General features: G+C 55.2%; 1 protein-coding gene. It reads right to left on the bottom strand.

Features of this window, described 5'->3' with window-relative positions; all coding sequences use genetic code 11:
- Nucleotides 1–290, bottom strand: a 290-nt coding sequence (locus MD536_RS21195) for a thiolase family protein (RefSeq protein ID WP_369075821.1), incomplete at both ends; no start/stop codon positions are given.

Here is a 290-nt window from a genome sequence, read left to right as displayed (position 1 = left end):
AGAATCTGGCTTTCGAAATGACCCGCCTGGATAGCATGCATGGCTTTTAGATGGCTTTGATAGGCAAAATCATCCAGCGCTTCCCGGGTCAGGGACCATTTATCCACCATCATCTCTGCGCTGGTACCCTGGTGAACCAGTGCGTATGGAAAGTCGCGCGGCCATTCAGCCGGGTAATCTGACCCGAGCGGCTGGTGAGACATCATTTCAGTGCCGCCAGCCACGACAATTTCCATGTCTCCTGCCAGGATAGCCTGAGCAGCAAAATGCACAGCCTGTTGCCCCGAGCC

This window comes from Flavihumibacter cheonanensis, assembly GCF_022352215.1.
GTDB lineage: Bacteria > Bacteroidota > Bacteroidia > Chitinophagales > Chitinophagaceae > Flavihumibacter > Flavihumibacter cheonanensis.
Note: the sequence above shows the minus strand (reverse complement) of the source record. Positions and strands in the feature narration are given on the sequence as shown.